The following is a 26,062-nucleotide window of genomic DNA, read 5'->3' as shown; positions in this document are numbered from 1 at the left end:
TTTTAAAATTGAGTCAATTTCAAAAACCTGCCATGTTGCGACAATGTCCGGCCTCCGAGAAAAGCAGAAAGCCCTGCGTCATGACCGCATATTGGAGTCGGCGGCGCGCCTGTTTCGCGAGCATGGGTATGAGGATGTGAAGATGGAAGCGATCGCCGCGGAAGCGGAGGTGGCAATCGGCACTATCTACAATTACTACCAGAACAAGGGCGATCTGCTGGTAGCCATCGTCTCACTGGAGGTCGAGGAGGTTCTGAAGGCTGGCGAGGCGGTCATCGCTGATCCGCCCAGCGGGCTGGAGGCGGCGGTGGATGCCTTGATCGGCGGTTATGTGGCCCACTCGTTGCACTACCTGTCGAAGGAAATGTGGCGCCAGGCCATGGCCATTTCCACCACGCAGCCGAACAGCCCCTTCGGCGAGACCTACGCTGCCCTGGATGTGGCTCTGGCCCGACAGACCTGCAGCCTGCTGGCCAAGCTTCAGGATCTCGGCCTGCTGAGACCGGAAGCCGACGCTGCCAGCATCGGAGAGGTCATCTTCAACAATACCAACATGAACTTCGTGATCTTCGTCAAATCCGAGCAGATGAGCATGGACCAGCTCCGGGGCCTCCTTCACCGGCAGCATTCGGCCATCCTGCTTGGTTGGATACCCTCTACCCGGCCTTAGGCCCGCTCTGGCCCCCGGCAACGCCGGAAGCTGGCGTATTTCCACAATCAGCCTCTTTCTGCTATCAGAAGGTAACGATCGGAGGAGAAAGTACCGATGAACAAACCTGTGAACATGACAGGCGCAACTGCCTGGGAACCGTCACCCAACAATCTCGAGCCGTTCTGGATGGGCTTCACGCCCAACCGCGCCTTCAAGAAGCGGCCGCGGATGATCGCCCGTGCCAGGGACATGCATTACTACGACATGACTGGTCGGCCCATTCTGGATGGTTCGGCGGGTCTCTGGTGCTCCAATGCCGGCCATTGCCGGGAGCCGATCGTCAGTGCAATCCAGAAGGCTGCGGCTGAACTCGATTTCGCTCCCACCTTCCAGTTTGGCCATCCCAAGGTGTTCGAACTGGCGTCTCGGCTCGCCACCATGGCGCCGGGCGACCTGAACTACGCATTCTTCTGCAATTCTGGCTCGGAAGCCGCGGACACGGCGCTGAAGATTGCGCTGGCCTATCACCGCGCCAATGGCCAAGCCAGCCGTACCAGGCTCATCGGCCGCGAGCGCGGCTACCATGGCGTCAATTTTGGCGGTATTTCGGTGGGTGGCATGGTCGCCAACCGCAAGTGGTTCGGGGCGATGCTGGCTGGCGTAGACCACCTGCCGCACACCTACAACCGCAAGGAACAGGCCTTCACCAAAGGTGAACCGGAGTGGGGCGCGCATCTCGCCGAAGAGTTGGAACGTCTCGTCGCGTTGCACGACGCCTCAACGATCGCCGCCGTGATCGTTGAGCCGATGGCAGGGTCCACCGGCGTTCTGCCACCGCCCAAGGGCTATCTCAAAAAGCTGCGCGAGATTTGCGACAAGCATGGAATACTGTTGATATTTGATGAGGTTATCACAGGGTTTGGCCGCCTTGGCCATGCCTTTGCTGCCGAGCGTTTCGGCGTGGTGCCCGACATCCTCACCTTTGCGAAGGGCGTAACGTCCGGTACCGTTCCGATGGGCGGCTGCATGGTGCGCCAGGGCATCTACGACAAGTTCATGAACGGGCCCGATCATGTCATCGAGCTCTTCCATGGCTACACTTACACCGGCCACCCCATGGCGGCAGCGGCAGGCGTTGCCACCATGGACGTCTACCGTGACGAGCAGCTGTTCGAAAACGCCAGGAAGCTCGAAAACACCTGGGCGGATGCGGCTTTCACACTCAAGGGCCACCCGCTGGTGGAGGATATCCGGACGCTCGGTCTGGTTGCCGCGATTGACCTGAAGCCGCTGGAGGGTTCGCCGGGGCTCCGGGCCTATAAGGCGATGGAAAACGGGTTCCACGATGTGGGCATGATGGTCCGCATCACAGGCGACACGATTGCCCTGTCACCCCCACTGATGATCAATGCCAACCAGATCGACGAGATCTTCTCTGACAAGATGCCCAAGATCCTGGCCTCGGTAGCCTGATCCGGGCCCGGAAATTGACCTTGCAGGGGCCGGGGGCGACGTTCCCCGGCCTTTTCTGTTCGCAGCCATCAATCTGCGCTTCCAGCCCCGGCCAAATCGTGCGATTCCCGAATCGGGCGCTGGCATGCAATAAATTGCACCGAATAGCGCCCGGCTGGCGCAGGTGACGGGGGCAGAACGCGCATGTCTCGACACATGGTCCCGGTGACTCTGGGGCTCTCAGTTTTTCCGCTTTCGGCGATTGGCATCGCAGCCTTTGTGCTGACCGCGCCCTCGACGGGCGCCTGGCTGATGTCCGGCGCCATTTTTCTTCTGGCATGTGGAATGGTCCTGGCTGGTGGGTCTTTCATTGTCGTCCTGGGTCAGCAGCAGGATTCTCTGGCAGCCCAGCAGTCGGCCCTTCGGGACGTAACCGCCAGCAGCCTGGAGGCCATGAAGCGTCTGTCTGTCCTCGAACAGCGCGATGCTTTTGATCCCCCGGCGAGCCCAAGGGGAGAAGATACTGCTGCTGGAGGTGGAACGCCGCGCCGTCAGCCCGGGGAACCGCCCCGTTCGCCGCGCCCAGTCGTATCATCCTATGCGCAGAAGCAATTCACGGCCGAGAAGGCCGTGGCGCCGAAGAGGTCCGTTTCCAGTCCCATTGTCGAAGCCCCCGCAGGACGCGATGAACTGACCCTCTGGCTGGAGCCGATCGTCGATCTCAAGGATGGCGTGACGCAACACTATCGCGCCCTCATCGGCCTCACCGACAGCCGCGGAAAGACCGTGACGCATGACGAGGTCACGCAAAAGGCGGACCATAGCGGCCTTCGCCCCTCGATTGATGCCCGCCTGGTCAGAATGGCCATGCCGGTGTTGAGCCGATTGCGCAACCGAAATCCCGGTTTGCGCATAATTCTTCCGCTTGGCCGGCAGACCCTCAGCGCGCGCGAGGAGGCAGGAAGGCTGTTGTCTCTGCTGCGACATGAGCCCGATCTGGCGAACGGACTTGTGTTCGAGTTCGCGCAGCAGGACCTTGGGCGGCTTGATGCTACGGGTATAGACAATCTTGCGCGGCTGGCACGTGCTGGTGCGGCGCTGGCCTTGCGTGAAGTCTATGTGGGTGGGCTTGACCTGGCAGCCTTGCGGCAGCTTGGCGTGTGTTATCTGTCATTCCCGCCCTATGCCGCAGACGCGGGCTCGGGCCCAAGCGCTTCCTGGACGAAACTTGTCACGACGGCGAGATCGTTACAGATCAATCTTGTGATTGATGGTATTGAAAACCGCCAGCAGGCCGTTGCCGCAGGCAAATATGCCCAGTTCGGGAAGGGCCCATACTTCGCGCCCCCTCGCAAGGTGCGCGCTGATGCTGGTCAAGGGCCGATCTCCCAGCGCAACGCCAGTGCTGCCTGAGCCTGCCCACGGCATGAGGCAATTTTCTGCATCCTACCCGGTCTGGTTTTGTGACATCTGGGGTGTGTTGCACAACGGCTTGACGCCATTTGCCAAGACGGTCGAGGCTTTGATGCGGCACCGCGCGGAGGGCGGATCGGTCATTCTCGTCACCAACTCGCCGCGAAGCCATTTGGGTGTTGCCCGGCAGCTTGCTGAGATCGGCGTCAATCCTGAGGCATATGATTGCATCGTTACCTCAGGTGATGTCACTCAGGTGCTGATGCGGGTTCATGGGGGCGGCGGAGTGTTTCATCTTGGCCCTGAGCGTGATCTGTCAATCTATGCTGGTACGGGTGTAGAGCGCGTGCCAATGGAACAGGCCGAAGCCGTTCTGTGTACCGGCCTGTTTGACGACGTCAACGACGATCTCGACAGCTACGCCCCACTGCTGGATGACATGCAAAAACGCGAGCTTGCGATGATCTGCGCCAATCCTGACAAGATTGTGAGGAAGGGCGACCGGATCCTCTTTTGTGCTGGCAAACTCGCAGAACTCTACGCTGCGCGTGGCGGTGAGGTGCTGATGGCAGGCAAGCCATTTTCACCGATCTATGATCTGGCGTTCTCAGAGGCCAAGCGCCTCATGGGTCGTGAACTGGCGCCGCGGGACGTGCTGGCGATTGGCGATGGGCCGGAGACCGATATTCGAGGTGCAGCCGATTATGGCCTCGATTCAGTTCTTGTTGCAGAAGGTGTGACAGATGCAGCTCTGGGACTGGATTTGGCGGAAGCCCAGGTTCTGAAGAAAGTGCCCAACGCGCGCATTGTGGCAACCGTCCGCGATCTGTCGTGGACGTGAGAAGGAACTGATATGCAGATAATTACGGGCCTTTCGCCCGTCCATCCGGACTGCAAGGGTGCTGTTGCCGCCATTGGCAATTTCGACGGGGTGCACCGTGGTCACCAGACGCTTCTGGCCCAAGCCAAGGAACAAGCGTTGCGGCTCGGGCGGCCTTGGGGTGTCATCACCTTCGAGCCTCATCCGCGCAGTTTTTTCCAGCCAACGCAACCAGTCTTCCGGCTGACGCCGGAGCCACTGAAGGCGCGGCTTCTTGCTGCTCTGGGTGCCTCGTTCCTGGTGGTGCTGCCGTTCGGAGAGGCGCTCGCCGAGCTTTCGGCAGAGGATTTCGTGTCCAGTCACCTGGTCGAACGGCTCGGCGTGGCTCATCTCGTCATGGGTTACGATTTTCATTTTGGCAAAGGCCGCAAGGGAAGTCCTGACACCATGGCTAGGCTCGGAGGGCAGATGGGCTTCGGCGTGAGCATTGTGGATCAGGTAACGGATGAGGGCAGTCCGCATGCGCCTTTTTCCTCGAGTTCGATCCGTGAGGCTTTGCGCCACGGCCGTGTTGCAGCTGCAGCCCGTGAGCTCGGCTATCACTGGACGGTGCTGGGCACGGTGGTGAAGGGGGATCAGCGGGGCCGCACCATCGGCTTTCCCACGCTCAATATCGTGTTGGACAAGGGGGCTGATCCATTCCGCGGCATTTATGCCGTGCGCGTTCGGGATGCCGCAATGAAGTCTGCGGCCGTCTGGACGGGCGCCGGATACTTCGGAGATCGTCCGACCTTTGACACCGGGCGTACCTTTCTCGAAGTCTATCTGATCGGCTTTGAAGGCAATCTGTATGGCCGGGCTTTGCTTGTGGAATTCATCGATCTCATCCGGCCCGACAAGCGATTTTCATCAATCGATGAACTTGTCAGCCAGATGAATGCTGATTGTGAGGAGGCGCTCGGGCGTCTCCGCCGGCTTGCCGAAGATGATCCGGTCGCTGCCTTTCCCCTGGGTAGGCTGCAAGCTGAGGGGCAAATCTAACTTTTCGCCCGAGCGCAGCTCGGTCCGGAACATTGGTCGTTTTGAAACCGAAGCCCACTTACCGCCATGATAGACTAGTTCTGGACCGCCCTGGCCAGTCGGCGTTGATGTCCATCCACCCAGATGATCGCCAGTCCGGCGAGCGCCACCAGCGCCATGCCGGCGATTGCCAGAGAATTTGGAATCTCGCCGAACACGAAGAGACCGGCCAGAACGGCCCAGATCGTCAGGGAATACATGAATGGGGCCACGGTACGTGCCTCTCCGAGCTGATAGGCCATATAGAGCAGCAGGTGTCCGGCCATGCTCAACGCACCCGCCAGCACCATGAGCATCAGAGCCCATCGCTCCGGCATCACTGCATCCTCAAATGCCAGGGTTCCCACAGCGCCGGTGGCAGTGAGGCAGAGGAGCACCGTCAGGGTCGCGATGAGTGGCGAGACATCACGGGGAACATTCGGGGTAAGCAGGTCGCGGAGAGCTGCGGCAATTGCCGTGAGAAAGCCGAGGCTCGCCATTAGCGAAACAGCGCCACTTCCTGGCTGCGCAACCATGAGTGCTCCTGTGATGCCAAGGAAGATAAGAACAATACGCACGGCCCCGAGCCTCTCGCCGCGAAACACCCAAGCCCCCAGAAGAACCAGCAGAGGGCATGTTTGGGCAATCGCCGTCAGGTCAGCAATGGCCACATAGGCAAGCGCCAATGTGAAGCTGACATTTGCGACGGACTCCAAAAGGCCGCGTGCCACTAGCCACTTGTTGAAGGTGCGTGGCAGCTGCCCTGCCTGACCCATGGCCAGGATGAGTCCAAGGCAGATCACCACCGCCACCAGGCCCCTAATCAGCATCAACTGAAACAAGGGAGCATTTGCCAGAGCCAGCTTTACGCAACTGTCGGACGTCACCAGTGTGCCCATTGCCATGACCATCGCAAGAACGGCACGAAGGTTGTTCGATGCTAACATATTGATTGGCTCGCCCGGTCAGTGTGGTCTTCGCATAGCACTGCGGTTCAGCCGCGCAAGCCGGAACACAGCGGGGCAGGCATGCGCCAGAGTTACCGCCCGGTGCGGGACGGATCGAGAATACGATGGAGGTGAACGATGAAGTAACGCATTTCAGCGTTGTCGATCGTTTCTCGCGCCTTGGTCAGCCACGCTTGGTAGGCAGTGGCATAATTGGGATAGAAACCCACTACCTCGAGCTTGGCAAGATCGCGAAAGGTGACCGAGTCGACATCATCAAGTTCACCGCCAAAAACAAGGTGAAGAAGCTGATCGTCTGGAGTGTTGGCGGTCATGGTCCTGATGTCCTCAGGGCAGTGATCAGCGCAGCATGGCGCCTTGCGCCGGCGGCAACGAGACCTTGCTGCCATGGCTCAGCCTGATTGTACACGTAACGTCGGCCGTCGGTGCTGGAGACGGTGCCTCCTGCCTCGATCACCAGCAGTTCTCCAGCTGCCAGGTCCCAGTCATTGCGCGGTCCCAATGATACGGCGCCGTCGAGGCGGCCTGCAGCCACCGCGGCGAGGCGCAGCTGGAGTGGCAGCGCGCCACTGCTGTCACCCGAAACCCCCGCAGGAGAAAGCTGGGCTAGCGCCTTCCGGCTTCCAGCGATCCGCGCCCCCTCGAGTGTTGGTGGGTCGGCCATGGCCAGCGGGGCGCCATTCAGTGTTGAGCCTTCACCCGCTCTTGCCAGGAAAACATCGCCGGTGATTGGCTGGAACACGGATGCCAGCACCGGGCGGCCGGCAACAACAAGGGCCGCGGCCACACACCATTCGGTACGGCCTTCGCTGAAAGCTCGCGTGCCATCAATGGGATCAACGATCCATAGCCGATGACACCCGAGCCGATCCGGGCCGTCCGGCGTCTCTTCGGAAAGCACGCCATCACCGGGCCGGGCGGACCTCAGCCGCGACTGAATGAGTTGATCGATCGCCAGATCGCCTTCTGTCACTGGCGTACCGTCTGGTTTCGTCCAGCGCTGCAGGTCGGGCTTCCGCGCGAGGGCGAGGCCCAGTTCGCCTGCTGCCCTCACGGTTTCCAGAAGAAGGGCTGCATCATGATCGAGGTTATCAGACCCCCGCAATCGTCAACCCCTCGACCAGGCAGTTGGGAGCATTCACCGAGGATCGGAACTCAAGGTTGTTTGCTGGTTGAAGTGTCCTGAACATTGCCTTCAGGTTGCCCGCAATCGTGATTTCACTCACCGGATAGGCCAGTGCTCCGTTCTCGATCCAAAAGCCGGACGCGCCGCGGCTGTAGTCACCCGTGACACTGTTGATTGAGGATCCGAGCAACTCGGTAACATAGAGGCCTTGTGTCACGCCACCAATTTGGTCCTCTGGCGCCAGGTCCCCGGGTGGAAGATAGACGTTTGACGAAGAGGGCCCGCTGCGGGAGCCTTGGCCGGTCGGTGCCAGGCCAAGTTGACGAGCCGCGCGCAGATCAAGAACCCAACCCGTCAAGATCCCGGCGTTGATGAGATTCCGGCGATGGCAGGCCAGTCCCTCGCCATCGAAGGGTCGAGAGCCCAGCCCACGCCGGATGAAGGGATCTTCGACGATGTTGATCCCGGGCGCAAACAGGAGTTGGCCAAGATCATCTTTCAGGAAGCTGGTGCCACGGGCAATCGCTGCGCCGTTGATGGCGCCGAGCAGATGGCCGACAAGGCTGGATGCCACGCGACGATCGTAGATGACGGGAACGGACTGGGACCTGACCTTGCGTGGATTGAGTCGCTTTACGGCACGCTCGCCGGCACGCTGTCCGATCACCTCTGGGGAAAGCAGGTCAGCGAAATGGATGCTTGAGGAATAGTCGTAGTCCCGCTGCATGCTGGTGCCATCGCCGGCGATGACAGATGCGGAAAGTCCGACCCCGGTCCGGCGATAACCGCGCGCAAAGCCGTTAGAGATTGCAATGCCCCATGAGACCTCCGAGCGTGAAGCACCTGCGCCTCCTGACTTGGTTACGCCGCTTACGCCAAGTCCGGCGGCTTCCGCCCGATAGGCCAGGGTCTCCAGTGTTGAAGTCTCGGGTAGATCAGGCGCAGCCAGGTCGAGATCTGGAACCTCCGTGGCAAGCTGGTCTGGATCGGCAATTCCGGCATAGGGGTCCGGCGGGGCGAGGCGCGCCATCTCGAGGGCCGTCGCGGCAAGACGCCGGATCGCCTCACCTGTCAGGACGCTACCTGAGATACTGGCGGAAGACTTGCCCGCATAGACCTTGAGGCTGATGTCCTTTGTCTCGGACTGCTCAACCTTTTCGATCTTCCCGTTGAGCACGGAAACATCGGTCGAGCGGCCATCGGCCGCGACGGCGTGCGCGGCATCGGCCCCCAGCTTCAAGGCTTCGGCCATGGCCGTGCTTGCGATGGAAAGGAGGTCTTCGGTCATGAGACAAGCGAATCCAGAAACAGGCCCAGGGTGATGATCAGGCCAAATATGCGGTTGGAACGGAAAAGTTCAAGGCAGCGGGTTGAATTCGCCGCGTCAAAGCGTGCCAGCTGCCAGCCGGCATGAAGGGCGGCTCCAGCCACTCCAAGATGCGCAAGCAGACTGCCGCCCGCGTACCAGATGGAAGCATCGATCAGCACAAGCGCTGCGGCAAAGAACAGTGCAATCCAGTATGTGCTGGCGTCACCGAACCTGATCGCCGTGGACTTGAGCCCGATCAACTCGTCGTCATCCTTGTCCTGGTGAGCATAGATCGTGTCATAGGCCAGGGTCCAGGCGACGCCGCCTGCGTAGAGCAAGAGCGGAGCAATGGATAGCCCGCCATGCACCGCCGTCCAGCCGACCAGCGCACCCCAGTTGAAGGCCAGGCCCAGCACAGCCTGAGGCCAATAGGTAATGCGCTTCATGAACGGGTAGACAGCCACGATCAGCAGTGAAGCCGTTCCCGTGATAACCGTGAACCAGTTGAACTGGAGCAAGATGGCGAGCCCCGCGATACACAGAATCAGCAGGAATGCAAAGGCAGCCGTCAGGCTGACCTGCCCCGCGGGAATGGGCCTCATCTGCGTCCGGGCCACTCGGCCGTCAAAATGCCTGTCGGCAATGTCGTTGAATGTACAGCCCGCCCCCCGCATGATGACGGCTCCGGCAAGGAACAGGGCTGCAAACCACGGGCTTGGAGGCCCGCCGCCATCTGCAATCTGCCCAAGGCACAGGCCCCACCAACATGGTATAAGCAGCAGCCACCAGCCAACGGGCCGCTCCAATCGCATGAGCCGCGCATAAGGGCGCACAGCAAGAGGCAGGTGCCGGTCAGCCCAGTGGTTCGGTTCCGCGTCCGCAACATGCCGGTCGGCGGGGGTTGAGGGGCTTCTGGCGTCGATCATGAGCGCGGTGTACATCAGGAGCGCCATGAAGACCACCCCTCGCCTTCATATTGAGGATCAGCTTGCCGCCGGGCTGGCGATCACGCTTTCGCGTGAGCAGGCTCATTATCTCACGTCCGTTCTGCGCCTCGCGGCAGGCGATCCGGTCAGGGCTTTCAATGGCCGTGACGGCGAATGGCTCTGTTACCTTGCTGACGTGACGCGCAAGGGCGCATCTCTGCAATGCGAGCGGCAGTCCGCAGCAGCGGTGCCGCCACCCGATATTGACTACTGCTTCGCTCCCCTCAAACATGCCCGGCTGGACTATGTCGTGCAGAAGGCAACCGAACTGGGGGTGCGACGCCTGCGGCCAGTAATCACGCAACGGACAATTGTGGAGCGGGTCAATCTCGACCGTATGCGCGCCAATGTCAGCGAAGCAGCCGAGCAATGCAATCTCGTTTTTGTGCCTGAGGTTGCAGAGCCCGAAAAGCTTGCCGAACTCGTTGCCCGGCGGGATGCCAACCGCGCCCTTGTCTACTGTGATGAGACGATGACCCCAGCCAGCCCTCTTTCGGCGCTTGCGGATTTGAAGCTTCCTGTCGCCGTTCTCGTTGGTCCGGAGGGTGGTTTCACCGACGCGGAGCGTGACTTGCTGAGGTCAACGCCCGGTGCGAGGCCCCTATCGCTCGGTCCGCGCGTCATGCGGGCAGATACGGCCGCTGTCGCTGCGCTGACGCTGCTGCAGGCGGCTCTGGGTGACTGGCACTGAGCGTTGCTGTTCCATCTGGCCAGTTTATGGTCTAGATCATTTCACCCGAGTTTGACAGGAAACAGACCGTGAGCGGACCCACCCCCGACACGCCCAAGGCCCGACTGCCCATCGAAACCAGAGCACAACTCATTGAGGAGTTGGCCTCAGGCTGCAAGCCGAAGGCGGCATGGCGGATTGGCACAGAGCATGAGAAATTTCCTTTTCTGACGGACACGCTGGAGCCTGTCCCCTATCATGGGTCGCGCTCCATCAAGGCGCTGCTTGAGGGCCTGAGGGACCGTTTTGGGTGGACTGGCGTCTACGAGGGTGACAACATCATTGCACTCTCCGACCCCAATGGCCTGGGCAATGTTTCGCTGGAACCTGGTGGCCAGTTTGAGCTGTCGGGGGCACCGCTTGCCAGCGTTCATGAGACCTGTGAGGAAGTTCATGAACATCTCTCGCAGGTACGCGAGGTCGGCGACAGGCTGGGCATCGGCTTTCTTGGCTTAGGCGCCTCGCCACTCTGGAGCCGTGCCGAAACGCCGGTCATGCCCAAGGGACGTTACGGCATCATGGCACCCTACATGGACAGGGTGGGAAGATATGGCCGTGACATGATGTTCCGCACCTGCACGGTGCAGGTGAACCTGGATTTTTCGTCTGAATTGGACATGGTCCAGAAGCTGCGCGTCTCGCTTGCCTTGCAGCCTGTTGCGACTGCGCTGTTCGCAAATTCGCCCTTCCTGGATGGAAAGCCGAATGGCTACCTGTCGTTTCGTTCGGAAGTCTGGCGCGATACAGACAATGCACGTGCCGGCATGCTGCCTTTCGTCTTCGAGCATGGCATGAGCTTTGAACGCTATGTCGACTATGCGCTGGACGTACCCATGTATTTCATCATGAGGGATGGAAAATACATCAATACAGCCGGAGAAAGCTTCCGTTCATTTCTGCAGGGCCGCCTGCCGCAACTCCCTGGTGAAAAGCCTGTCATCAAGGACTGGGCCGATCATCTGACTACCATTTTTCCGGAGGTGCGCCTCAAGAAATACCTTGAAATGCGCGGCGCTGACTCAGGTCCCTGGCGTCGATTGTGCGCGCTGCCTGCACTCTGGGTTGGGCTTCTCTATCATCAACCGTCCCTTGATGCTGCCTGGGATCTCGTGAAAAGCTGGACCGCGGAAGAACGCCAGGCCCTGCGTGACGACGTCCCGCGGCAGGCACTGAATGCAAGGATTGGCTCGCGGACCGTGCGGGAGATCTCTGCCGAGGTGCTGCGCCTGTCGCGTGCCGGGCTTGATGCCCGCGGACTCTCCGGATGCAAGGGGCGAATGGAATCAGCTTTCCTCGACACGCTTGATGAAACAGTCGCGACCGGCAAGACAGCCGGAGAAAACCTTCTCGCGCTCTATCATGGCAGCTGGCAAGGCGATGTACGCCGCGTGTTCAGGGACTTTGCCTATTGAGGCCGCTCTGCAGCGCTTTGTTTGACGATTCGATAAGCTACAATAACTGCCGCAACACCAAAAAGGACTGAGCCTATCGCTGTTCCAGCGAGAATGCCCTCAGGGCCGCCCAGCCATGCGCCGGCCAGGGCAAATGGGATCGTTCCGAATGTAGCCTTTCCCCAGTTGAAGGCTGTGGAGAGCTTGGGACGGCCAAGATTGTTGAAGGCCGCATTCGCAACAAATTGCGCGCCTGCAAAAGCCCAGCTCACGCCGATGAAGGTACAGAAGAACACGACGATGTCGACGCTGCGCCCTGATGCATTGAACCCCTCGGCTATCTCGTGGCGGAACAGCAGCAGCAGGGAGGATGCGCCAAGTGTATAGATAGCGGAGAACAATAATCCGTCCGTCAGCGTTTGGCGCACGCGGTCATGCTTTCTTGCGCCATAGTTCTGACCGATAACCGGTCCGACCGAGCCTGCCAGTGCGAAGATCACGCCATAGGCCACGGGTATCAGCCTGCCGACGATTGCAAAGCCAGCCACCGCTTCATCGCCGAACGCAGAGATTTCATGAGTCATGTAGGCGTTGGCGAAGGGTGTGGCGACCTGAGTGAGTATAGCTGGATAGGCTATGCCCCAGAGTGCCGGAAAATCCCGGCGCAGGCCCGAAAGCCGCAGCGGATTGAGGAAGCGATGGACTCTTGCAACGCTATAAAGTCCGATTGAAAAAGAGACGAGATAGCCCAGCACTGTCGCGATTGCCGCGCCTTGAATGCCAAGCCCCAAGCCAAAAATGAAGAGAGGATCCGCACAGGCTGTGACGATTGCCGTGGACAGGGTAATGTACATGGCGCGTCGAGCATCACCGAGTCCGCGCAAGATGAAGGAACAGCACAGCGCGCCGCCAATCAGGACATAGCCCGGCGTCATGGTCCAGATGAAGACTTGTGCGAGGCGTTTGGCTTCTCCCGTTGCTCCCAGCAGCGAGAGCAGCCCGCCCGAACCAAGAGCGATGGCCAGAGTGATGAGTCCAGAAACGATGAGCGAGAAGAGCAGGGCGCTTGTGGCATACTCACGGGCTCTTGCGACATCGCCTGCACCGAGGTTGCGGGCCACCAGCGCCGCAGCGGCAATGCCGGTACCAATTGCCACTGAGAGGTTCACAAACACGACGGTGCCAGCATAACCGATGGCCGCGGTCACGGCTGTTTGCTTGAGCAACGATAGAAAGAAAAGATCGATCAGGTCGACCAGAAACAATGCCATGAGCCCCACCGCGCCGGTGAGGGTCATCACGGCCACGTGACGCATCGTGGAGCCGGTGATGAACGGCGCTGCCCGTACAGCTGGGGTGTTGGTTGTCATGGAGAAAAGCCCAGCGCCTGAAGTTCAGGCAGTAAACGCTCATAGCTCCGAAAATGATGTGCGAGCATCCCTGCAATCCTGGCGCCCTCGACATTCGAACGCTTGTCGTCGATGAACAGGCACGCCTGCGGTTCAACTCCCATTCGCGTCATCAGGCTGGTGTAGACTTTCGGATCGGGTTTCTTGCTGCCAAACTCGAACGAGTGATAGTGCTCGCTGAAAATCGCGTTGATCTCCGGTGCGATTTCAGCGAGAGCCGCCTTCGTCATCGGGCCATTGTTGCTGAAAATCGCAATTCGTGCCTGTCGGCCGATACGTTCTGCCAGAGCCAGCATGTGGGGCCAGGGCTGCATGGCCTCTCGACGCGCTGCCACCCATTCGGCGCGGGTAAGCGGGTGGTCCAGGCGGCGCCCGAACTCCTGCAGATATGAGCCGGGGTCGCTGTATCCACCGGTATCCGCCTCGTCTTCAAAGCCTGAATCCCAGATTGCAGCGCGAATGTCGCGTGGCACAAGGCCGGTGATGCGCGACAGTACCCTCAGCCGTTGCCCGAGATCGTAGCGGCAAAGCACGTCGTCCATGTCGAAAATGACAGAGAGTGGCTTCATGGTCTCCTAGGAGGCTGTGCCGCCGACGGTCAGCCTGTCGATTCGGAGAGAGGGCTGTCCAACGCCAACCGGTACTCCTTGACCGTCCTTGCCGCAGGTGCCGATTCCTGGGTCGAGACCCATGTCGTTCCCGACCATCGAAATTCGCGTCAGGGCGTCGGCGCCGGCGCCAATCAGCGTTGCACCTTTTACGGGCATCGTGATTCTGCCGTCTTCGATCAGGTAGGCTTCTGTACAGGAGAACACGAATTTTCCAGAGGTGATGTCGACCTGGCCCCCGCCAAAGGATTTGGCGAACAGGCCACGCCTGATCGAACGCTGAATCTCCTCGGGGTGCTTGTCGCCCGACAGCATGTAGGTGTTGGTCATGCGCGGCATGGGTGCGTGCGCATAGGACTGACGGCGGCCGTTTCCAGTCGGAGAGGTTCCCATCAACCGGGCGTTCATGCGATCCTGCATCAGACCGACGAGCACGCCATCCTCGATCAGCGTGGTATACCGAGATGGTGTCCCTTCATCGTCGATGGTGATCGAGCCGCGCCGATCTGGCAGTGTACCGTCATCGACGATGGTAACCCCCGGTGCAGCCACACGGCTGCCCATCATCCCTGTGAACACACTTGTCTTCTTGCGGTGGAAATCGCCCTCAAGACCGTGGCCGACCGCCTCATGCAGGAGAATTCCCGGCCACCCGGGTCCAAGCAACACATCCATTTCACCTGCCGGAGCCGGCCTTGCCTCAAGAGCGACGAGACTCTGGCGCAGCGCCTCGCGGGCCGCCTCCGTCCACATTTCGTCGGTAAAGTAGGTTGAGGGCTCGCCCCGGCCTCCCAAGCCATGGCTTCCCTGGCCCTGTTCTCTGCCATCGGCGGAAACGATTGAGATGTTGAACCGCACCAGAGGACGCACGTCACTGTAAGTTTCGCCGTCTGCTCTCAGAATTTCGATCGACTGCCAGTCCGCTGCCATGGACACGGAGACCTGACGAACCCGTGGATCGAGTCCACGGGCGAATGCATCGATCTTCCGAAGCAGCGAGATCTTGTCCGAGAAGCCAATTGAATTGGAAGGGTTGATCTCGGAATAGAGCCGTCGGTTGGTACGTTCCGGCGAAACGGCGTGGACGGGCTGGTCACCCTTGGCGACAGTGCGGCAGACCTCGGCCGCACGCCTCAATGCGGCAAGTGACAGGTCGCTGGCGTGGGCATAGGCAGCTGTTTCACCGCGCACGGCGCGCAGGCCGAATCCTTGGGTCTCGTCAAAGCTGGCCGATTTCAGCTTGCCATCGTCCCAGACCAGCGACTCGGTCTGGCGTTTCTCGACATACAACTCACCATCATCGGCCGCCTTGAGCGTGTCAGCGACGATGGCCTCTGCCTGGTTACGGGAGAACTCTGCCGACTCGAGGGGCGACGTAGGGGTTGAAGGGGGCACGGCACACGACCTTTCGGCTCTGATACGGATCAGAGCTAAGATAGGTCACCCCACGGGCATCCGCCAGCGCCATCGAATAATAAGGACGTCCCGCCCTGCCTTTATCCGAGTGGAGGCAGTGGCGGGCGCGACGCGCGGTCAGTTCTGCTCAAGGGCAGACAGTGAGGCGGAGAAGCCGTCAAGCGAGAGCTTCATGGGCAGTCCGATGCCGGGTGCCTCATAGATGATGAAATTGGCCTCGTTGCCCTTCTTCATCTTGGTCAGGGTTTCCGGTGAGGCTTCCGCAAACGCCATGCAGACCTGAGGCATGCACCGGGTAAACGGCACGCGACCGACGGCATTGCCATCAATCTCAAGTGCCACGCCAGTTGGTAGGAAGACGCCGATGGGCGCAATGACCCGCATGTTGATGGTGGTCTTGTCGCCAGCCGTGGCCTTCACCAAGACCAGAGTGAGGGTGGCCTTCGGGTTCTTCTCATTTTGAGTTGACTGGACCATGCCGCACTGGCGCGTGGGCTGCTGGCCCTCGGGACCAACAATTGTCTCGCACTGTACTTTCCACTTTCCATTTTCGGCGATGACATCAACCTTCGGGGCCGGCGGCTGGCCGGGCTGAGCGGCCGGTGCCGCTGGCTGGCCCTGCTGCTTCTTGGCGCGCGGTCCAAACTGGTTTTGAGTTGGCTCCGGCTGGGTTGCCTCCTGTGCGGCAGCCATTCCGCTTAGGCCGACGGCAAGAACCCAAATTGCCAAGGCGACGCTTTGGATCGGTTTCATGTTGATTCGCACTGATTTCGACCTTTTGGTTCCCGATTCGGCCGGTTTAGCGCCGGCCTTTCCGTTAGACAACCCAGTTGGCGCATTCGGCCAACGGGATATCTGCTGTTTGTTGGTCAAATCAGGCTGAAATCCGACTGGTCCGTGCCGGCCTCAGAGCACGACGTTTTGCCGCGCCTGCCCACGTTGCGGTGGACCGCCGAATGTGGTTCACACAACATTTGGGAAGGTCTCTATCGTGAGGAGAGGCGTTTGCCACTTTGTGTTTCAGCGCAAGGGTTTGAAGGAGAAAGTGATGATGACATTCCGGACCATGCTGACAGCGTGCCTTGGTCTTGCAGCGGGCTTCGGGGCCGTTCCTGCGGCCCATGCCATCGAGGGCTACGCTAAGCCGTGGCAGATGGGGCTCCAGCCCGCCGCCTCGCCGTCCATGGAAGTCATCCATTGGTTCCACAACGGGCTTCTGCTGCCGATCATCACGGCCATCGCCCTGTTTGTCCTCGCGTTAATCGTTGTGGTTGTGGTGAAGTTCAATGCGAAGGCAAACCCGGTTCCTTCCCGCACTACCCACAACACATTCGTCGAAATCCTCTGGACTGTCGTTCCTATCATCATTCTGGTGGTGATCGCCATTCCGTCCTTCCGCCTCTTGTACCTCCAGCGCGATATTCCGGTCGCCGATATGACAATCAAGGCGATCGGCAACCCTGGATGGAACTGGACCTATGAATATCCAGATCTTGGGTTGAGCGATGACGGCTCGGCCAAGGTCTCCTTCACTGCATCACTCGACGATCGGGCAAGGGATATCGAGACGGCGCGGCAAGCCGATGTTCCCTATCTCCTCAAGACCGACAACCCGGTTGTTGTGCCAGTGGGCAAGGTGGTCAAGCTGATCGTCACCTCTGATCCTGACGGTATCATTCACGCCTGGACCATTCCTCAATTCGGCATGAAGATCGACGCCATTCCGGGCCGGCTGAATGAAGATTGGTTCAAGGCAGACAGGGAAGGCGTATTCTACGGCCAGTGTTCTGAGCTGTGCGGCAAGGACCACGCCTTCATGCCGATCGAAGTGCATGTCGTATCGCAGGACAAGTTCGACGCCTGGGCCAAGACCGCTCAGACGGCTGGTCTGGAAGAGGCCTACAGAGTTCTGGCCAACGCTGAAGCCGCAGACGGCCAGCTGGCGCAGCAGTAATTGGGAACGGGGCATACAGCAATGGCACACGCAACAACGGCGCATGATGATCACGGCCATCCCACAGGCTGGAGGCGCTACGTCTACTCCACCAACCACAAGGACATCGGCACGATGTACCTGTGGTTTGCGATCTTCTCGGGCGTGATCGGCGGTATTCTGTCCATCGTCATGCGCATGGAGTTGCAGGAGCCGGGCATCCAGTACTTTGCCGGCCTTGCATCCATGGTTTATGGCACTCCCGCTGACGCCGCTGTCGACGCGGGCAAGCACATGTACAACGTGTTTGTTACCGGCCACGGTCTGCTGATGATCTTTTTCATGGTCATGCCTGCAATGATCGGCGGCTTTGGCAACTGGTTCGTGCCACTCATGATCGGAGCGCCTGACATGGCCTTCCCGCGCATGAACAACATTTCCTTCTGGTTGCTGCCTCCGGCGCTTGCCCTGCTGTTGATCTCGATGTTTGTGGAAGGTCCAGCCGGGGCCTACGGCGTGGGTGGTGGCTGGACGATTTATCCGCCCCTGTCGACAACCGGTCAGCCTGGTCCGGCGATGGATTTCGCCATTCTTTCCCTTCACATCGCCGGTGCGTCTTCCATACTTGGCGCGATCAACTTCATCACGACCATCTTCAACATGCGTGCGCCGGGCATGACGCTCCACAAGATGCCCCTGTTCGTGTGGTCGGTTCTCGTCACGGTATTCTTGCTTCTGTTGTCGCTCCCCGTTCTTGCGGGCGCCATCACCATGCTTCTGACGGACCGTAACTTCGGAACTGCATTCTTCGTCCCGTCAGCGGGCGGCGACCCGGTGCTGTTCCAGCATCTTTTCTGGTTCTTCGGCCATCCGGAAGTCTACATCCTGATCCTTCCCGGTTTCGGCATCATCTCGCAGATCGTGGCGACTTTCTCCAAGAAGCCAGTCTTCGGTTATCTCGGAATGGCCTACGCTATGGTGGCGATCGGCGTGGTCGGCTTCATCGTCTGGGCTCACCATATGTACACGGTGGGGCTTGACGCTGACACGCAGGCCTATTTCGTTGCGGCGACCATGATCATCGCAGTTCCTACGGGTGTGAAGATCTTTTCCTGGATTGCGACGATGTGGGGCGGCTCGATTGATTTCCGGGCTCCCATGATCTGGGCCCTCGGCTTCATCTTTCTGTTCACCGTCGGTGGCGTCACCGGCGTCGTGCTTGCCAATGCAGGCGTTGATCGTTCCCTTCACGATACCTACTATGTCGTGGCACACTTCCACTATGTCTTGTCGCTTGGTGCGGTGTTCGCGATTTTCGCTGGCTGGTATTACTGGTTCCCGAAGATGTTCGGCTATACCTACTCCGAGGGGATCGCCAAATTGCATTTCTGGGTCACGTTCCTGGGTGTGAACATGGTGTTCTTCCCACAGCACTTCCTGGGCCTGGCCGGCATGCCGCGGCGCTACATCGATTATCCGGAGGTGTTTGCCGGCTGGAACTACATCTCCTCGATTGGATCCTACGTGTCTCTCGTTGGCATGATCATCTTCCTCTACGGAGTGGTCCATGCCTTCTCCCGCAAGCAGCAAGCCGCCGACAATCCTTGGGGTGCAGGAGCGACGACGTTGGAGTGGACCCTGTCGTCTCCGCCTCCGTTCCACCAGTTCAGCACTTTGCCGGTGATCCGCTGATCGGCTGGCCATGAGCGACGTCAACGCCCATATCGTGAATACCCAGGCCGCCCAGCAGGGTGGCATGGGTACGGTAGGGGATTTTTTTGCGCTGCTGAAGCCGCGCGTTATGTCGCTGGTGATCTTCACTGCGCTCGTCGGACTCATCGCTGCACCAGGCTCGATTCATCCTTGGCTGGCTTTCGTGGCCTTGCTGGCGATCGCGGTTGGCGCAGGCGCGGCCGGTGCGCTGAACATGTGGTATGATGCCGACATCGATGCGGTGATGCGCCGGACGTCGAAACGTCCTGTCCCGGCCGGCTCCGTCACGCCAGGTGAGGCGCTCGGGTTCGGCATGACCCTCGCAGTGGGGTCCGTGCTTGCTCTGGGGCTGCTCGTGAATGTGGTTGCGGCAGCGTTGCTGGCCTTCACCATTTTCTTCTACATCGCGATCTACACGATGTGGCTGAAACGGCTGACCCCGCAGAACATTGTGATTGGTGGTGCGGCTGGCGCGTTTCCACCCATGGTCGGCTGGGCTTCTGTCACCGGATCGGTGGATTTGGGAGCGATTGCGCTGTTCCTCGTCATATTTGTCTGGACGCCACCTCATTTCTGGGCCCTGGCCTTGTGGAAGAAGATCAACGCTGACTATGCAGAAGCTGGCGTGCCGATGTTGCCGGTCGTGGCTGGTGCAGACGAAACGCGACGCCAGATCCTGATTTATTCCCTGGTTCTGGTTCCGGTGACATTCCTTCCCGCGCTTACTGGAACGGTCGGGTTGCTCTATGTCATTGTCAATGCAGTACTTGGCGTCCTGTTTGTCTGGTATGCCTGGCGGGTCTACCGTTTGCGCGAGGGTCAGGCAGCAGAGGCAGCATGCAAGGCTCTCTTTGGCTACTCCACATCATGGCTGTTCATCGTATTTGCGCTGATCCTCGCTGAGCACGTGCTTGGTCTTTCGGCTTTCGCACCGGTAGTTGGATGAACGACATCATGACCCAAGCCCCGTTTGGACCGGAAGACATGGCGCGGCGACGCAGGCGTGCCATTGCAATGGCCTTGATCCTTGCCGGAATGGTTGCGTTGTTTTTTGTGACCACTCTGGTGCGCCTCGGCAGCGCAGTTGCAGAGCGCACGCTATGAGTGGGGCATCAACCACTCGAGGCAATCTGCGCGTTGCCATGTTGGCAGCCAGCGTTGTTGTTGGCATGGTCGGCCTCACCTATGCCTCCGTGCCGCTTTATCGTCTGTTTTGCCAGGTGACCGGATTCGGGGGCACGACGCAGCGGTCCGAGGCTGCGCCGGGGGTAGCCCTCGACCAAACCGTGCGTGTGCGTTTCGACGCCAATACGTCGAGTGGGCTTGATTGGTCGTTCCACCCCGTCGAGGAGGCGATGACCGTCAAACTTGGCGAGCAGATGCTGGGCTTCTACCGGGCGACCAACCGCTCTGACCGTCCGCTCAGTGGCACAGCAGTTTTCAATGTGACGCCCGTTCAGGCTGGAGCCTATTTCAACAAGATCCAGTGCTTCTGTTTTACGGAGCAACTGCTCGAGCCTGGCCAAACAATTGATATGCCAGTGTCGTTCTTCGTTGATCCAGCCATGCTGGATGACGCGGATGCGGCAGGCATTAGTGAAATCACCTTGTCCTACACCTTCTATCCGGTGGACAAGCCCAAGGCTGTTTCCGAGGCGCCAAAGGTGGCTCCCGACAGCATCACGAACTGAGGAGTAGGGGAAATGGCTGACGCCCACGCTAAGAACCATGACTACCATCTTGTAGATCCCAGCCCGTGGCCCTTCGTTGGATCAGTGGCAGCCTTTGTGCTGGCGGTGGGTGCGGTCATGTGGATGCATGGCAGCAATCCCGCGGTCATGATCATCGGGCTGGTTGGCGTGCTCTACACGATGTTCATGTGGTGGCGCGACGTCATTCGCGAGGGTCAGAAGGGCGATCACACAGAGGTCGTGGCGCTCCATCTGCGCTACGGCATGCTGATGTTCATTGCTTCGGAGGTGATGTTCTTCGTTGCATGGTTCTGGGCCTTCTTCGATGCCAGTTTGTTCACCGGAGAAGCCATACAGGCCTCGCGCGTGGCAGCAACCGGCGGCGTATGGCCACCAAAGGACGTGATCGTTTTCGATCCCTGGCACCTGCCGCTCATCAATACCCTGATCCTACTAACCTCTGGAACCACGGTAACTTGGGCTCACCATGCCCTTCTGAACAATGATCGCCAGGGCCTGAAGAACGGTCTGCTTGCCACCGTTCTGCTCGGGTTGCTGTTCACAGCCGTGCAGGCCTACGAGTATGCTCACGCTGCATTTGCCTTCAGCCGCGACCATGGTGGCAACATCTATGGCTCAACCTTTTTCATGGCAACTGGCTTCCATGGTTTCCACGTGATCATCGGCACGATCTTCCTGATCGTGTGCCTGATACGCGCCACAAAGGGACAGTTCACGCCGCAGAAGCACTTCGGTTTCGAGGCGGCGGCGTGGTACTGGCACTTCGTTGACGTTGTGTGGCTGTTCCTGTTTGCTGCGATCTATATCTGGGGCTCCCACGGCGCGGTCATCCCCCAGCACTGACCGGCACATGAGTGCCAGTCCAGGGGCCGCACCGGTCGACCGGCGCGGCCCTTTCTATCTGCGAGGGTGCCATGAGTGACGTGTATTACCCGGATATCTCGCCCCTCAGGACGGGCATCGCCGGGAAATGTCCGCGCTGCGGACGAGGCGATCTCTTTCAGGGCTATCTGGCTATGGCAAATTGCTGCCGCAGTTGCGGCTTGTCCTATGATTTCGCCGATGGTGGTGATGGGGCATCATGGTTCGTCATGCTGTTTGTCTGCGTTGCCGGCGTCGGCTCAATCCTTGGTGTCGAGGCAGCCTATTCCCCTTCCTATTGGGTGCATGGCCTGATTGCGGTTCCCACCCTTGTCTTTCTGCCCTTGCTACTGCTCCGCCCGGTCAAGGGCGTGCTCATCAATCAGCAATGGAAGACCGACGCGCGTGAAGGCCAGCGCCAATCATGACATCGCCCGGACCACCGCCACGCATCTGGCCCGTGATCATTGCCACCTTCGTGGGCACAGCAATTTTGCTCGGGCTGGGTGCATGGCAGGTGAAGCGTCTTGCCTGGAAGGAGGCGCTGATTGCACAACTGTCGGAAAGGGCGGCAAATCCGCCGGTGGACCTGACCAGCGCAGCAGCCCTCGTGGCACGGGGTCAAGACGCCGAGTTTCTGAGGATCAGGTTTTCCGGTCGCTATCTCCACCCCTCTGCGATGAAGATGATTGCGACCTATGAGGGTGGACAAGGCTGGACCATCATAACGCCGGTTGTAAGCGACGATGGCTGGGCGGTGCTGGTCGACAGAGGCCGGGTTCCGGCTGGCAGCCTGCCGGACATTACAACACCGGGCGGGGTGGTTGAGATCACTGGCGTTTTGAGAATTCATGATGGCGTTAAGGGCTATTTCGACCCGGATAACGACCCCGCGGGCAATCTCTGGCATTGGTGGGACGTTCAGGCAATGCTCAAAGCCGGGCAGTTTCCGCCTGGCCTGAAGCCATTTCCCGCAGTGGTGCAGGATTTGCCGCAACAGACCGCAGCCGACTATCCCCGACCCGACCAGCCGAAAGCCAAGCTCGCCAACAACCACTTGGGATACGCCATAACGTGGTTTGGCCTTGCGGCAACGCTTGTGTTCGTCTCCGGCTTTTATGTTCGTGACCTGAGGCGCAGGCGGAAACCGCAGCTTGATGGCGCTGACCACGGGGGCTAAAGGAGCCCCATAGGCGGAGAGGGCACGGCCGTGCGCTATGTTTCGACCCGGGGCGAGGCTCCGGAACTGGGCTTTGAGGAGGTTCTGCTCACCGGGCTTGCCCGCGATGGCGGCCTGTATGTGCCTCGCCAATGGCCTGAACTCGGCTCTCGTGACATCGTGAATTTGCGTGGCCGGAGCTATGAAGAGGTTGCCTTTCGGGTCATGCATCCGTTCATCGGTGATGCCATTCCCGAGCCGGATCTGCGGGAAATGATCACCGGCGCCTATGCCAGTTTCGGACATCCTGCCGTGGCGCCGCTGAAGCAGCTCGACGACAATCAGTGGCTGCTCGAACTCTTCCACGGGCCCACGCTGGCCTTCAAGGACGTGGCGATGCAACTGCTCGCCCGCCTGATGGACTGGGCGCTGGCGAAGCGATCCGCGCGTGCTACCATTGTAGGTGCGACCAGCGGTGATACGGGGGGCGCAGCCATTGAGGCATTCCGCAACTCCCGTCACGCCTGCGTATTCATGATGCATCCGCATGGCCGGGTGAGCGAGGTACAACGCCGCCAGATGACAACCGTCGATTCCGGCGCGATCCACAACATTGCCATTGAAGGCAATTTTGATGACTGCCAGGCGATCGTCAAAGCTCTCTTCAACGACCTTGCATTTCGCGACAGGGTTCGGCTTGCCGGGGTTAATTCCATCAACTGGGCGCGCATCATGGCGCAGACCGTCTATTACGTGACGTCCGCTCTGTCTTTGGGTGCGCCTGGCAGGTCGGCGAGCTTTTCAGTGCCCACCGGAAACTTTGGTGACATATTCGCAGGACTGGTTGCAAAGCGCCTTGGTCTTCCCATCGGGAGGCTGATCATCGCAACCAACGTCAATGACATTCTAGACCGGACGCTGAAAACCGGCCGCTATGAGATGCGCGGGGTCACGGCCTCGAGCAGCCCTTCAATGGACATTCAGGTTTCCAGCAATTTCGAACGCCTGTTGTTTGAAGTGTATGGCCGCGACCCCTATGCCGTTCGACACCTCATGGCCAGCCTGGCCCAGTCTGGATCATTCACCATTGGCGCCAGGGAGCTTGACCAGATTCGACACGAGTTTGCGTCTGGTGCGGCAGGCGAGCGCGAGACTGCCCAGACAATAAGGAACACGCTGGCTGAAACAGGCGAATTGCTCGATCCGCATACTGCCGTTGGATATTCCGTCGCCCGCCAGTTCGAGGCGCCTGAGACTGCCATGGTGACCCTTGCAACCGCGCACCCTGCCAAATTTCCAGACTCGGTCAAGGCGGCTTGCGGCTTACATCCCGCATTGCCTGCTCGGTTGAGTGGTCTCATGACGGCTCCAGAACGCTTCACGGTTCTGCCAAATGACGTGGTCAGCGTGCGCGACTTCATCCTTGCGCACAATCAAACCTGAGGGCGGGAGTTTCCATGAGCGTCGAGATCACTCGCCTGCCGAACGGCATTCATGTGGTAACCCACGCTATGTCACATCTGGAAACAACGGCGCTGGGGATCTGGGTGAAGGCCGGTGCGCGGGATGAGGAAGCCGGTGAAAACGGCATTGCCCACTTTCTCGAGCATATGGCCTTCAAGGGGACATCAAGGCGTTCTGCTCGTGCCATAGCCGAGGAAATCGAATCCGCCGGAGGTGAGATCAACGCGGCAACGGGCATGGAGACGACGACCTACTATGCGCGCGTGCTGAAAAATGACTGGGCAATGGCGCTCGATATTCTTGCTGACATTTTCACGGCGCCTATTCTTGATCCAGAAGAACTCGAACGTGAGCGTGATGTGATCTTGCAGGAAATTTCTGCCGCGCATGATCAGCCGGACGATCTGGTCTTCGACCTGGCGCAGTCTGCGAGTTTCGGAGACCATCCGCTTGGTCGCTCGATCCTCGGAACTCATGATCTGATTGGCGGAATTGCGCGAGAGCAGATTCTTGACTGGCGCAACCGGCATTACTGGGGGTCTCGTATCGTGGTGGCGGCTGCTGGCCATGTCGAGCATGATGCGTTCGTGGCGGAGGCGCAGCGCCTCCTGGGCGGGATCGCAGAAGGCAGTTCGCCACAGCGTGCAACGCCGGTCTTCCTGCCAACGGCCTGCACTTCAGAGAAACCGCTTGACCAGGCTCACATCGTTCTGAACTTCGAGGCGCCTGGCTACCGCCACCCTGACATCTATGTTCTGCAGGTGCTTTCGAACATTCTTGGGGGCGGCATGTCGTCCCGTCTGTTCCAGGAAGTCCGGGAAAAGCGCGGCTTGTGTTACAGCGTCTTCTCGTTTGGTTCTGCCTTCGAGGATACAGGGCAGCTCGGTGTCTATGCGGCTACCTCGCCCGAACATGCGAATGAACTGATCAGCCTGACCACCGAGGTCATGATGGCCGTTGGCGAGCATGTTTCTGAGGCTGAGGTGAACCGTGCCAAGGCCCAGCTCAAGGCCAGCCTTGTGATGAATCTGGAGAGTGCATCTTCGCGTGCGGACCAGATTGCCCGGCAGTTCCTTGCCTTTGGTGAAGTGCCGGACATCGCGTCCCTTATGGCGCGGATCGAGGCCGTCACGCCAGTCCAGGTCCGTGGACTTGCAGGTCATTTGTTCCGGCATCACAAGCCGGCCTTCAGTGCGGTAGGCCATATCGGCGGCATGGCCGGCTATGAAGCCATCGCCCGGCCGTTCAGGTGAGCATGTCATGGCCTTCTTGCGTTCACCCTTTGCGTCCGACCCCCCTCCCAGCCTGCGTGATGATCGTGTCCTAATTCGAACACCGGATATGGGGGATTACGAGCAGTGGGCGGCGCTGCGTGCAGAGAGCCGTGACTTCCTGGCGCCGTGGGAGCCGGTTTGGCCTGTCAATGACCTGACGCGCACGGCCTATCGCAGCCGTATCCGTCAGTACTGGCGGGACATCGATGATGATGCTGCCTACCCCTATTTCATTTTTGATCGACACAGCGAGGTGCTTGTTGGTGCCTTGACGCTTGCCAATGTACGCCGCGGGGTTGCTCAGGCCGGTACCCTCGGCTACTGGATCGGCTGTCCTTTCGCTCGCCAAGGTTACATGACTGCGGCTGTGAGGCTGCTTCTGCAATTGAGTTTCGGGCATCTTGGTCTGCACAGGGTGGAGGCAGCTTGCCTGCCCCACAACACAGCCTCCATTGCTCTGCTGGGCAACTGCGGCTTCCAGCGCGAAGGGCTGGCCCGCGGTTACCTGAAGATTGCTGGAACTTGGCAGGACCATCTCCTGTTCGCCCGTCTGGCGGGCTAGTGCCGTAGGGCAGACCAAGCGCATGTTCCTTGCAATCAGGACGAG

General features: G+C 59.8%; 27 protein-coding genes. 18 read left to right on the top strand and 9 right to left on the bottom strand.

Annotated elements, in window-relative coordinates:
- From ACILRN_RS00815 to ACILRN_RS00795, 5 genes are all read left to right on the top strand, one after another.
- On the top strand, positions 1-670 hold a 670-nt coding region (locus ACILRN_RS00815), incomplete at its 5' end, for a TetR/AcrR family transcriptional regulator (RefSeq protein WP_395684690.1).
- Between the two features lie 96 nt (positions 671-766).
- Positions 767-2,125 carry an aspartate aminotransferase family protein gene (locus ACILRN_RS00810; RefSeq protein WP_395684689.1) on the top strand — a complete coding sequence of 453 codons (1,359 nt, stop codon included), beginning with the start codon at positions 767-769 and terminating at the stop codon, positions 2,123-2,125.
- 183 nt (positions 2,126-2,308) lie between these two features.
- On the top strand, positions 2,309-3,517 hold the full coding sequence (locus ACILRN_RS00805) for an EAL domain-containing protein (protein ID WP_395684688.1): 1,209 nt from the start codon (positions 2,309-2,311) through the stop codon (positions 3,515-3,517).
- The gene (locus tag ACILRN_RS00800) at positions 3,471-4,358 is read left to right on the top strand and encodes a TIGR01459 family HAD-type hydrolase (protein WP_395684687.1); all 888 of its coding nucleotides are present in this window, start codon (positions 3,471-3,473) and stop codon (positions 4,356-4,358) included. Before ACILRN_RS00805 ends, ACILRN_RS00800 begins: the two co-directional genes overlap by 47 nt.
- Before the next feature lie 12 nt (positions 4,359-4,370).
- Positions 4,371-5,378, top strand: a complete 1,008-nt coding sequence (locus ACILRN_RS00795) for a bifunctional riboflavin kinase/FAD synthetase (RefSeq protein ID WP_395684686.1) — start codon at positions 4,371-4,373, stop codon at positions 5,376-5,378.
- A 74-nt stretch (positions 5,379-5,452) separates the two neighbouring features.
- Here ACILRN_RS00795 and ACILRN_RS00790 read toward each other — a convergent pair whose 3' ends face one another.
- The 5 genes from ACILRN_RS00790 to ubiA form a co-directional block, all read right to left on the bottom strand.
- Positions 5,453-6,307, bottom strand: a complete 855-nt coding sequence (locus ACILRN_RS00790) for a DMT family transporter (protein WP_395684692.1) — start codon at positions 6,305-6,307, stop codon at positions 5,453-5,455.
- 128 nt (positions 6,308-6,435) lie between these two features.
- Positions 6,436-6,678 (bottom strand): DUF4170 domain-containing protein, encoded by a 243-nt coding sequence (locus ACILRN_RS00785; RefSeq protein ID WP_395684685.1) that lies wholly within the window; start codon positions 6,676-6,678, stop codon positions 6,436-6,438.
- The gene (locus ACILRN_RS00780; protein ID WP_395684684.1) at positions 6,675-7,469 is read right to left on the bottom strand and encodes a 3'(2'),5'-bisphosphate nucleotidase CysQ; all 795 of its coding nucleotides are present in this window, start codon (positions 7,467-7,469) and stop codon (positions 6,675-6,677) included. Before ACILRN_RS00780 ends, ACILRN_RS00785 begins: the two co-directional genes overlap by 4 nt.
- A complete protein-coding gene (locus tag ACILRN_RS00775; protein WP_395684683.1) occupies positions 7,456-8,778 on the bottom strand; it encodes a TldD/PmbA family protein in 1,323 nt (440 codons plus the stop codon). Before ACILRN_RS00775 ends, ACILRN_RS00780 begins: the two co-directional genes overlap by 14 nt.
- Positions 8,775-9,752 (bottom strand): 4-hydroxybenzoate octaprenyltransferase, encoded by a 978-nt coding sequence (ubiA, locus tag ACILRN_RS00770; RefSeq protein WP_395684682.1) that lies wholly within the window; start codon positions 9,750-9,752, stop codon positions 8,775-8,777. Before ubiA ends, ACILRN_RS00775 begins: the two co-directional genes overlap by 4 nt.
- On the opposite strand from ubiA, the gene ACILRN_RS00765 reads away from it, so the two are divergent.
- Positions 9,751-10,476: a 16S rRNA (uracil(1498)-N(3))-methyltransferase gene (locus tag ACILRN_RS00765; protein ID WP_395684681.1), complete on the top strand. Its 726-nt coding sequence runs from the start codon at positions 9,751-9,753 to the stop codon at positions 10,474-10,476. The two genes, ubiA and ACILRN_RS00765, sit on opposite strands and share 2 nt — an antisense overlap.
- Positions 10,477-10,544: 68 nt before the next feature.
- Positions 10,545-11,927 carry a glutamate--cysteine ligase gene (locus ACILRN_RS00760; protein WP_395684680.1) on the top strand — a complete coding sequence of 461 codons (1,383 nt, stop codon included), beginning with the start codon at positions 10,545-10,547 and terminating at the stop codon, positions 11,925-11,927.
- Here ACILRN_RS00760 and ACILRN_RS00755 read toward each other — a convergent pair.
- The 4 genes from ACILRN_RS00755 to ACILRN_RS00740 all read right to left on the bottom strand — a co-directional run bounded on the left by ACILRN_RS00755 (position 11,921) and on the right by ACILRN_RS00740 (position 16,092).
- Positions 11,921-13,276 carry an MATE family efflux transporter gene (locus ACILRN_RS00755; RefSeq protein WP_395684679.1) on the bottom strand — a complete coding sequence of 452 codons (1,356 nt, stop codon included), beginning with the start codon at positions 13,274-13,276 and terminating at the stop codon, positions 11,921-11,923. The two genes, ACILRN_RS00760 and ACILRN_RS00755, sit on opposite strands and share 7 nt — an antisense overlap.
- A complete protein-coding gene (locus tag ACILRN_RS00750) occupies positions 13,273-13,884 on the bottom strand; it encodes an HAD family hydrolase (protein WP_395684678.1) in 612 nt (203 codons plus the stop codon). Before ACILRN_RS00750 ends, ACILRN_RS00755 begins: the two co-directional genes overlap by 4 nt.
- Positions 13,885-13,890: 6 nt before the next feature.
- Entirely contained in the window at positions 13,891-15,318 is a 1,428-nt protein-coding gene (tldD, locus tag ACILRN_RS00745) for a metalloprotease TldD (protein WP_395684677.1), read from the bottom strand.
- Positions 15,319-15,456: 138 nt separating this feature from the next.
- Entirely contained in the window at positions 15,457-16,092 is a 636-nt protein-coding gene (locus ACILRN_RS00740) for an invasion associated locus B family protein (RefSeq protein WP_395684676.1), read from the bottom strand.
- A gap of 295 nt (positions 16,093-16,387) precedes the next feature.
- Between ACILRN_RS00740 and coxB the strand changes: the two genes are divergently transcribed.
- From coxB to ACILRN_RS00685, 11 genes are all read left to right on the top strand, one after another.
- On the top strand, positions 16,388-17,293 hold the full coding sequence (gene coxB / locus ACILRN_RS00735; protein ID WP_395684675.1) for a cytochrome c oxidase subunit II: 906 nt from the start codon (positions 16,388-16,390) through the stop codon (positions 17,291-17,293).
- A gap of 21 nt (positions 17,294-17,314) precedes the next feature.
- Positions 17,315-18,964 (top strand): cytochrome c oxidase subunit I, encoded by a 1,650-nt coding sequence (ctaD, locus tag ACILRN_RS00730; protein WP_395684674.1) that lies wholly within the window; start codon positions 17,315-17,317, stop codon positions 18,962-18,964.
- A gap of 10 nt (positions 18,965-18,974) precedes the next feature.
- The gene (locus ACILRN_RS00725; protein ID WP_395684673.1) at positions 18,975-19,931 is read left to right on the top strand and encodes a heme o synthase; all 957 of its coding nucleotides are present in this window, start codon (positions 18,975-18,977) and stop codon (positions 19,929-19,931) included.
- Between the two features lie 8 nt (positions 19,932-19,939).
- The gene (locus ACILRN_RS00720) at positions 19,940-20,089 is read left to right on the top strand and encodes a hypothetical protein (protein WP_395684672.1); all 150 of its coding nucleotides are present in this window, start codon (positions 19,940-19,942) and stop codon (positions 20,087-20,089) included.
- A complete protein-coding gene (locus ACILRN_RS00715) occupies positions 20,086-20,676 on the top strand; it encodes a cytochrome c oxidase assembly protein (RefSeq protein WP_395684671.1) in 591 nt (196 codons plus the stop codon). Before ACILRN_RS00720 ends, ACILRN_RS00715 begins: the two co-directional genes overlap by 4 nt.
- A 12-nt stretch (positions 20,677-20,688) precedes the next feature.
- Positions 20,689-21,540: a cytochrome c oxidase subunit 3 gene (locus ACILRN_RS00710; protein ID WP_395684670.1), complete on the top strand. Its 852-nt coding sequence runs from the start codon at positions 20,689-20,691 to the stop codon at positions 21,538-21,540.
- Positions 21,541-21,611: 71 nt separating this feature from the next.
- The gene (locus ACILRN_RS00705) at positions 21,612-21,986 is read left to right on the top strand and encodes a DUF983 domain-containing protein (protein ID WP_395684669.1); all 375 of its coding nucleotides are present in this window, start codon (positions 21,612-21,614) and stop codon (positions 21,984-21,986) included.
- Complete coding sequence (locus tag ACILRN_RS00700) at positions 21,983-22,738, top strand: SURF1 family protein (protein WP_395684668.1); 756 nt, start codon at positions 21,983-21,985, stop codon at positions 22,736-22,738. The genes ACILRN_RS00705 and ACILRN_RS00700 overlap by 4 nt, the downstream gene beginning before the upstream one ends.
- A 30-nt stretch (positions 22,739-22,768) precedes the next feature.
- Positions 22,769-24,160 carry a threonine synthase gene (gene thrC, locus ACILRN_RS00695; RefSeq protein WP_395684667.1) on the top strand — a complete coding sequence of 464 codons (1,392 nt, stop codon included), beginning with the start codon at positions 22,769-22,771 and terminating at the stop codon, positions 24,158-24,160.
- Positions 24,161-24,174: 14 nt separating this feature from the next.
- Positions 24,175-25,434, top strand: coding sequence for a M16 family metallopeptidase (locus ACILRN_RS00690; RefSeq protein WP_395684666.1), 1,260 nt, complete (start codon positions 24,175-24,177; stop codon positions 25,432-25,434).
- 7 nt (positions 25,435-25,441) lie between these two features.
- Positions 25,442-26,017, top strand: coding sequence for a GNAT family N-acetyltransferase (locus ACILRN_RS00685; RefSeq protein ID WP_395684665.1), 576 nt, complete (start codon positions 25,442-25,444; stop codon positions 26,015-26,017).
- Positions 26,018-26,062: the final 45 nt, after the last annotated feature.

Source organism: Aestuariivirga sp. (genome assembly GCF_044238155.1).
Lineage (GTDB): Bacteria > Pseudomonadota > Alphaproteobacteria > Rhizobiales > Aestuariivirgaceae > Aestuariivirga.
The sequence above is the reverse complement of the archived record's forward strand: the minus strand, read 5'-3'. Positions and strand labels throughout refer to the sequence as shown.

Coding starts and splice junctions, on each gene's coding strand:
- ubiA (WP_395684682.1), bottom strand. CDS start 9,752: ATGGCGCTCCTGATGTACACCGCGCTCATGATCGACGCCAGAAGCCCC.
- ACILRN_RS00720 (WP_395684672.1), top strand. CDS start 19,940: ATGACCCAAGCCCCGTTTGGACCGGAAGACATGGCGCGGCGACGCAGG.
- ACILRN_RS00740 (WP_395684676.1), bottom strand. CDS start 16,092: ATGAAACCGATCCAAAGCGTCGCCTTGGCAATTTGGGTTCTTGCCGTC.
- ACILRN_RS00775 (WP_395684683.1), bottom strand. CDS start 8,778: ATGACCGAAGACCTCCTTTCCATCGCAAGCACGGCCATGGCCGAAGCC.
- ACILRN_RS00810 (WP_395684689.1), top strand. CDS start 767: ATGAACAAACCTGTGAACATGACAGGCGCAACTGCCTGGGAACCGTCA.
- ACILRN_RS00805 (WP_395684688.1), top strand. CDS start 2,309: ATGTCTCGACACATGGTCCCGGTGACTCTGGGGCTCTCAGTTTTTCCG.
- ctaD (WP_395684674.1), top strand. CDS start 17,315: ATGGCACACGCAACAACGGCGCATGATGATCACGGCCATCCCACAGGC.
- ACILRN_RS00710 (WP_395684670.1), top strand. CDS start 20,689: ATGGCTGACGCCCACGCTAAGAACCATGACTACCATCTTGTAGATCCC.
- ACILRN_RS00800 (WP_395684687.1), top strand. CDS start 3,471: ATGCTGGTCAAGGGCCGATCTCCCAGCGCAACGCCAGTGCTGCCTGAG.
- ACILRN_RS00705 (WP_395684669.1), top strand. CDS start 21,612: ATGAGTGACGTGTATTACCCGGATATCTCGCCCCTCAGGACGGGCATC.
- ACILRN_RS00715 (WP_395684671.1), top strand. CDS start 20,086: ATGAGTGGGGCATCAACCACTCGAGGCAATCTGCGCGTTGCCATGTTG.
- ACILRN_RS00750 (WP_395684678.1), bottom strand. CDS start 13,884: ATGAAGCCACTCTCTGTCATTTTCGACATGGACGACGTGCTTTGCCGC.
- ACILRN_RS00690 (WP_395684666.1), top strand. CDS start 24,175: ATGAGCGTCGAGATCACTCGCCTGCCGAACGGCATTCATGTGGTAACC.
- ACILRN_RS00700 (WP_395684668.1), top strand. CDS start 21,983: ATGACATCGCCCGGACCACCGCCACGCATCTGGCCCGTGATCATTGCC.
- ACILRN_RS00755 (WP_395684679.1), bottom strand. CDS start 13,276: ATGACAACCAACACCCCAGCTGTACGGGCAGCGCCGTTCATCACCGGC.
- ACILRN_RS00785 (WP_395684685.1), bottom strand. CDS start 6,678: ATGACCGCCAACACTCCAGACGATCAGCTTCTTCACCTTGTTTTTGGC.
- ACILRN_RS00765 (WP_395684681.1), top strand. CDS start 9,751: ATGAAGACCACCCCTCGCCTTCATATTGAGGATCAGCTTGCCGCCGGG.
- ACILRN_RS00685 (WP_395684665.1), top strand. CDS start 25,442: ATGGCCTTCTTGCGTTCACCCTTTGCGTCCGACCCCCCTCCCAGCCTG.
- ACILRN_RS00790 (WP_395684692.1), bottom strand. CDS start 6,307: ATGGTCATGGCAATGGGCACACTGGTGACGTCCGACAGTTGCGTAAAG.
- ACILRN_RS00725 (WP_395684673.1), top strand. CDS start 18,975: ATGAGCGACGTCAACGCCCATATCGTGAATACCCAGGCCGCCCAGCAG.
- coxB (WP_395684675.1), top strand. CDS start 16,388: ATGATGACATTCCGGACCATGCTGACAGCGTGCCTTGGTCTTGCAGCG.
- ACILRN_RS00795 (WP_395684686.1), top strand. CDS start 4,371: ATGCAGATAATTACGGGCCTTTCGCCCGTCCATCCGGACTGCAAGGGT.